This is a genomic window from Arthrobacter sp. 2YAF22_2, assembly GCF_052114645.1.
In the GTDB taxonomy this organism is placed as follows: domain Bacteria; phylum Actinomycetota; class Actinomycetes; order Actinomycetales; family Micrococcaceae; genus Arthrobacter.
This window is the reverse complement of the sequence record NZ_JBFRFD010000189.1, coordinates 1-6,200: the sequence shown is the minus strand read 5'-3', so window position 1 is coordinate 6,200 and position 6,200 is coordinate 1. Positions and strand designations below refer to the sequence as shown.

At 67.3% G+C, this 6,200-nt stretch carries 5 protein-coding genes; 3 read left to right on the top strand and 2 right to left on the bottom strand.

Going from position 1 to position 6,200, the window contains the following annotated elements:
* Positions 1-446: 446 nt before the first annotated feature.
* Positions 447-659, top strand: a complete 213-nt coding sequence (locus tag AB4Y86_RS09525; protein WP_441402000.1) for a hypothetical protein — start codon at positions 447-449, stop codon at positions 657-659.
* A gap of 155 nt (positions 660-814) precedes the next feature.
* Here AB4Y86_RS09525 and AB4Y86_RS09520 read toward each other — a convergent pair whose 3' ends face one another.
* A complete protein-coding gene (locus AB4Y86_RS09520; RefSeq protein WP_441401999.1) occupies positions 815-1,483 on the bottom strand; it encodes a LysE family translocator in 669 nt (222 codons plus the stop codon).
* A gap of 90 nt (positions 1,484-1,573) precedes the next feature.
* Here AB4Y86_RS09520 and AB4Y86_RS09515 point away from each other — a divergent pair, with 90 nt between their 5' ends.
* Together AB4Y86_RS09515 and AB4Y86_RS09510 are read left to right on the top strand one after the other, a co-directional pair.
* Entirely contained in the window at positions 1,574-2,743 is a 1,170-nt protein-coding gene (locus tag AB4Y86_RS09515) for an NAD(P)-dependent alcohol dehydrogenase (RefSeq protein ID WP_441401998.1), read from the top strand.
* Complete coding sequence (locus AB4Y86_RS09510) at positions 2,740-3,168, top strand: HIT family protein (RefSeq protein ID WP_441401997.1); 429 nt, start codon at positions 2,740-2,742, stop codon at positions 3,166-3,168. The genes AB4Y86_RS09515 and AB4Y86_RS09510 overlap by 4 nt, the downstream gene beginning before the upstream one ends.
* A gap of 12 nt (positions 3,169-3,180) precedes the next feature.
* On the opposite strand, the gene hrpA is transcribed toward AB4Y86_RS09510, so the two are convergent.
* The coding region (gene hrpA / locus AB4Y86_RS09505; protein WP_441401996.1) for an ATP-dependent RNA helicase HrpA at positions 3,181-6,200 on the bottom strand (3,020 nt) is incomplete at its 5' end.

Sequence of the window (6,200 nt, the reverse complement as noted above, 5' to 3'; positions counted from 1 at the left end):
CGGCGAGGGCGGACTTCAGGTCCTCGAGTTGGCGTGTTTCGTCGATGAGCGCGGCGGCGCTGGCCGGGGCGGGGAGGCCGGCCAGGACCCGGGCGAGCTCCGCGACCGTCACGGCGCGTGCCGGTGCCGTGTTGGCCGAATCCATGTCCTGCGGCTCAATGACCTCCATACCTCAAGTGTCCCTGCGGGCTATGACATTAACGGCCCTGCAGATTTGTCCCAAGGCTTCGGGATGCATCTGGGCTTCTTCAGCCCCCGCCATGACGCCAGAAACGCCGGCCAGGATTCGGGCGAGCTCGGCGGACGTCACAGCGCGAGCCAGTGCCGTGTTCGCTGTGGCCGTCTCAGGGCCATTGACTGCCGTCCATAGTTCAAGTGTCCCTGCGGGCTATGACATTAATCGCCCGGCGGAGTCGTTCCAACGCTTCGGGAGGCACCGGGCCCCCTTGGGGGCCCGACACCACGCCTGGAACGTTGCCGAGGACAACGGCTACCTCAAGCCGCGTCCGCACGGTAGCCAGCGCAGAGCCGAACTCGTTAAGCCGACGGTGCAGTCCGGCGATCCCGCCAGGATCCTGCGCCGTACGAACGTCCAGGAGCGTGCGGTCGCACAACGCGAGCACGTTCCGGAGTTCCTCGTGGCCGCGCCCCACTGCTGAGGAAGCCGCTGATGAAGCCACGTTTTTTTGCCGCTGCTTGCCGTCCATGCATCAAGTCTCGTCGAGGGCTCTGACAAAAATGGCTTGCCGACCCCGGCGTGCTCCCGCCGGCCATTTCCCGCAGGCGTGCTCCCGCGCCCCGACAGCCGCGGGGCCTAGCGGACCGGCTCCAGCGCGAGTTTCAGGCCAAAGGCGACCAGAACGGTGCCCGTGATGCTGTCGATTATCCGGACGGTGCGCGCCCCCTTCAGCCATCTGGAAAGGAAGCCGGTCGCAAAGATCAAAGCGCTGAACCAGATCATGGCCAGAATGCAGTGCACGCCGGCCAGCAACATCCCCATCAGCAGGGGAGAGGTTCCGGCGGGGATGAACTGCGGAATCGTCGCGATGTAAAAGACGCCGACTTTGGGGTTGAGCAGGTTGGTTCCAGCTCCGGTCAGCCAACCCCTGAACACCTGATGTCCGGCCGGGAGGCCCACCTGAGCCACCGCCCCGCGCGCCCCGGCTTCCGGGTGCGTGGGTGGCGCTCCGGGCCGCCAACTCTTCCACAGCAGGGCGAGGCCCAACCAGACCATGTAGGCCGCGCCGGCGAGAGTGAGCAGCCGGTAGGCGACTTCGGAGGCCGCCAGCAATGCTGAGACCCCCACCGCGGCGGCAACGCCCCACACCATGGCACCGGTGTTGATGCCCAGGGCTGTGGCAAAGGCGAAGCCCCTGGATCTCGAGATGGATGAACGCAACACCAAGGCCGTGTCGAGGCCGGGGACCAGGGTCAGCAGTCCCGCGACGACCGCGAACGCGAGCAAAGCCTGATAAACAGTCACGCTCCAAGGATAGGACGGCGGCTGCCGGCCAATTCCCGAGGCCCTCCCCACAAGTGGCACGCGGCACGGTCCCGGGGGTAGCGTCGGACCATGACTCCAGGACGTCCTGTACCGCCGCCCCTCGCCAAGCCGCTTCCCGACGTGAGCAACTCAAACGACGTCGGCAACTCCGCAACAGCCGCCCCCACGCTCGCGGCCGCCTACGGCGCCATATCCAGTGACGGCACCCTCGTCCCGCTCACAGTGGCCCGGCGCTCGCCTAAGCAGGACGACGTCGAGATCGCCATCGAGTTCTGCGGCCTCTGCCACTCGGACGTGCACGCGACCCGCGGCGAATGGGGCGCACAGAACTACCCCCTCGTCCCCGGACACGAAATTGTCGGTCGCGTCGCCCGGGTCGGCTCGGCGGTTGACGACTTCGCTGTCGGCGACCGCGTCGGCGTCGGCTGCCTGGTCGATTCCTGCCGCGAATGCGACAGCTGCCTTGACGGCCTCGAGCAGTATTGCGAAAACGGCGCAACCGGCACTTACGGCGCCAAGGATCCACGCAACGACGACGCCATCACCCAGGGTGGCTACTCCACCTCGATCGTCGTGGACCGCAACTACGTCCTCCGCGTCCCCGAGGGCATGGACGCGGCTGCCGCGGCACCCCTGCTGTGCGCCGGCATCACCACCTACTCGCCGCTGAACCACTTCGAGGTCGAGGAAGGCGACGTGGTCGGCGTCGTGGGCCTCGGCGGCCTCGGCCATATGGCCGTCAAGATCGCCAAGGCCAAGGGTGCGCAGGTCACCGTCTTCACGACGTCGGAGCGGAAGTTCGCGGCGGCCCGCGAGTTGGGCGCGGACCGCGTCGTCCTCTCCACGGACCCGTCCGCGATGGAAGATGCAGACCGCAMCATCGACGTCATCATCGACACCGTTGCCGCGTCGCACGACCTCAATCCGTACTTCCGCACCCTGCGCGTGGACGGCGCGCTGTTCCAGCTCGGCCTGGCGTCGGAAGCGATGCCGCCGGTCAATCCCGGTTCGCTGATCCGGCGCCGGCTCGCATATGCCGGTTCGCTGATCGGCGGCATCGCCGAGACCCAGGAGATGCTCGACTTTTGCGCCGAGCACGGCGTGGTGTCCGACGTCGAGGTGGTCCGCGCGGACCAGCTGAACGAGGCCTTCGACCGCATGGTGGCCGGCGACGTGAAGTACCGTTTTGTCCTGGACGCCAGCACCCTGGGGTCACCGGCAGAAAAGGCGGATGTATGAGCACCCTGTTTACCAAGATCATCAACGGCGAGATCCCGGGCCGCTTCGTCTGGCGGGAGGACGACGTCGTTGCCTTCCTGACGACGGGGCCGCTGGCCGACGGGCACACGCTCGTGGTCCCCACCGAGGAAGTGGACCGCTGGACGGATGCCCCGCCGGAGGTACTGGGCCGGGTGATGGAGGTGGCCCGCAAGATCGGCGCCGTCCAGGTGCAGGTGTTTGCCGCCGCCCGCGCCGGCCTGATTGTGGCTGGCTACGAAATCAACCACCTGCACGTGCACGTGTGGCCCTCCAATTCGATGGCGGACTTTGATTTCGGTTCGGCGGACCAGCACCCGGACCCGGCCCGGTTGGACGCGAATGCGGACAAGCTGCGCGAGGGGTTGCGGGACGCCGGCCACGCGGCGCACGTACCCGAGGCCTAGCGTCGGGGAAGGCTAGACCGGCGCCAGCGCCTTGTTCAGCACGGCCCGGATCCGCTTTTCGGACACCGAATAGGCGGTTCCGAGCTCGACGGCGAAGAGGCTCACCCTCAACTCCTCGATCATCCAGCGGACGTGGGTTAACTCCGTGCCAGCGCGCCGGCCAGGCAGCAGCGCGGACACCGCGTCGTCGTAATCGTCCTCAAGGGCCTGGATGACAGCCATGTGTTGCGCGTCGCGCTGGACGTTGCCGGGAAGTTTTTCCAAACGTTTCTCGATGGCCGCGAGATAGCGGGGGAGCTGACTGAGCTGGGCGTAACCCGTGCGTGCCACAAAACCGGGGAAGACCAGCTGCCGGAGCTGACTTCGGACGTCGTTGAGCGCACTGATGAGTGCCAGGCTGGTGGTGCCCTTGAGCTGCTTCTCAATCCGCCGGGTGCTCGCCAGGATGCGCTCGACGACGGCAGTCACCGTGAAGACCGTGTCGATCAGTTCGGCGCGGACCTGCTCGTACAACGCCCTGAACGACGCCTCGTCCCACGGGAGCGCTGCCGGGGTGAGCTTGTCGATCGCGGCCAGGGCACAGTCCGCGATCAGGGCCGAGACGGAGCCGTGCGGGTTCTGGCTGAAGGTCAGTTTCTCGGTGTTGTTCAGGTGCTCCAGGACATAGCGGTCCGGCGGGGGCACCTTCAGTGCCAGCAGCCGGATGACCCCGCCGCGCATGGCCTGTTCCTGCTCGGAAGCGGTCTGGAAGAGCCGCAACGACACGGAGGCTCCGTCGTCCACCAGTCCGGGATAACCCGTGACGGTGTGTCCTTTTACGGTGCCCTGGACCTGGCGCTGCACCGTGCCGAACGTCCAGTCCTTCAGTCCGGACACCTCGGTGAAGCCCGCCGGTGAAGCCGCGGCCGGCCCGGCAGCGGCCGGCGCCGCGCCGGTCTTACCGTTAGATGTGCCGCCAGCGTTCGCCTTGCCGCCGGCTTTCGGCGCCGCCGGACCCACCGTGGACGGGGTGGCGCCGAGGGATTCGGCGATGGCGCGGCGGGTGGCCGGTGCCAGCTTCTCCTGGAGGGCCGAGAGGTCCTTGCCTTCGTCCAGCACCTTGCCGCGGGAATCGACCACGCGGAAACTCACCCGCAGGTGCGGCGGGACAGCCTCCCAGTTCCAGGAGCCCGGCGGGATGACCTGGCCGCGGATCCGGCGCAGAACCAGTTCCAGGGAGGGCTCCAGTTCGTCCGCGGCGGGGTCGAAATCGGCCTCCAGCGCCGCGACGGCCTGGCGCGCGACGTCGGGCGCGGGGACGAAGTTCTTCCGGACCTGCTTGGGCAACGACTTGATCAGCGCCGTGACCAGCTCGACCCGCTGGCCAGGGATCAGCCAACGGAAGGCGGCGTCGTCCAGCTGATTCAGGAACAGCACCGGGACCTCGGCGGTGACGCCGTCGGAGGGATTCGGCGGCGACCCGGGCGCGACGGGATGGAACTCGTAGCTCAGCGGCAGCTCAAACCCCTTGTGCAGCAACGTCTTCGGGTATGCCGAATCATCCAGTGCAGCGGCGTCCTCGCTGATCAGCAGCGACTGGTCGAAGTCCAGCAGCGTGGGGTCCTGCTGGCGGGCTTCCTTCCACCATTTGTCGAAGTGGCGCTCGGAAACCACTTCCTTGCCGATCCGGGCGTCGTAGAACTCGAACAGGGTCTCGTCATCCACCAGGATGTCGCGGCGCCGCATCCGTGCCTCAAGCTCCTCGACCTCCTGGAGCAGGGCGCGGTTGCGGTGGAAGAACTTGTGATGGGTCTGCCAGTCGCCCTCCACCAGCGCGTGCCGGATGAACAGCTCACGGCAGAGCTCCGGATCCACCCGGCCGTAGTTGACCCGCCGGCTGGGGATGATGGGCACGCCATAGAGGGTGACTTTCTCATGCGCCATCACCGAGCCCATCTTCTTGGACCAGTGCGGTTCGCTGTAGCTGCGCTTTATCAGGTCCGGCGCCACCTGCTCGGCCCAAAGGGGATCGAACTTCGCGGCGACGCGGGCCCAGAGCCGGCTGGTTTCGACCAGTTCGGCGGCCATCACGAAGGTAGGGGATTTCTTGAACAGGGCGGAGCCGGGGAAGATCGCAAAACGGCTGCCGCGGGCGCCGGCGTACTCGCGCTTGCGTTCGTCGAGGATGCCGATGTGGCTCAACAGCCCGGAGAGCAAACTGATGTGGATGCCCTCGTGGTTGCCCACCGGGTCCGTCAGGCGCTTGTTGTCCAGGCTGATGCCCAGCGGCCGGGCCAGCTGGCGCAGCTGGGCGAAGAGATCCTGCCATTCSCGGACGCGCAGGTAGTTGATGAACTCGTTGCGGCAGAGCCGACGGAAGGCGGTGGAGGAGAGCTCCTGCTGCTTCTCCTGCAGATAGTTCCAGAGGTTCAGGAACCCGGTGAAATCCGAGTTCTCGTCCCGGAACCGCGCGTGCTTCTCCGCGGCGAGCTGCTGCTTGTCGGTCGGGCGCTCGCGCGGGTCCTGGATGGTGAGCGCCGCCGCCAGGATCATCACCTCGCGGACACAGCCGCGTTTGCCGGATTCGACGATCATCCGTCCAAGCCGCGGATCCACCGGGAGCTGGGCGAGTTGCTGTCCGACGGCGGTCAGGCCGCTGCCGCTCCGGCCGGAACCAGGCCGGCGGCCGTGGCGGCCCTCGGCGTCGTCGGTCTGCCCTTGCGGGCGCGCGGGGCTGAGGGCGCCGAGTTCGCGCAGGAGGTTGACGCCGTCGTTGATGGCTCGGGAATCCGGCGGTTCCACGAAGGGGAAGTTTTCGATGTCCTTCGGATTGCGCGCCACGCCCATTGCGGTCATCTGCAGGATGACGGCGGCGAGGTTGGTGCGCAGGATCTCCGGATCGGTGAACGGCGGCCTCGACTCGAAGTCCTCCTCCGAGTAAAGCCGGATGGCAATGCCGTCGGACACGCGGCCGCACCGGCCCGAGCGTTGGCTGGCCGAAGCCTGGGAGACCCGTTCGATCGGCAGGCGCTGGACCTTGGTGCGGTGCGAGT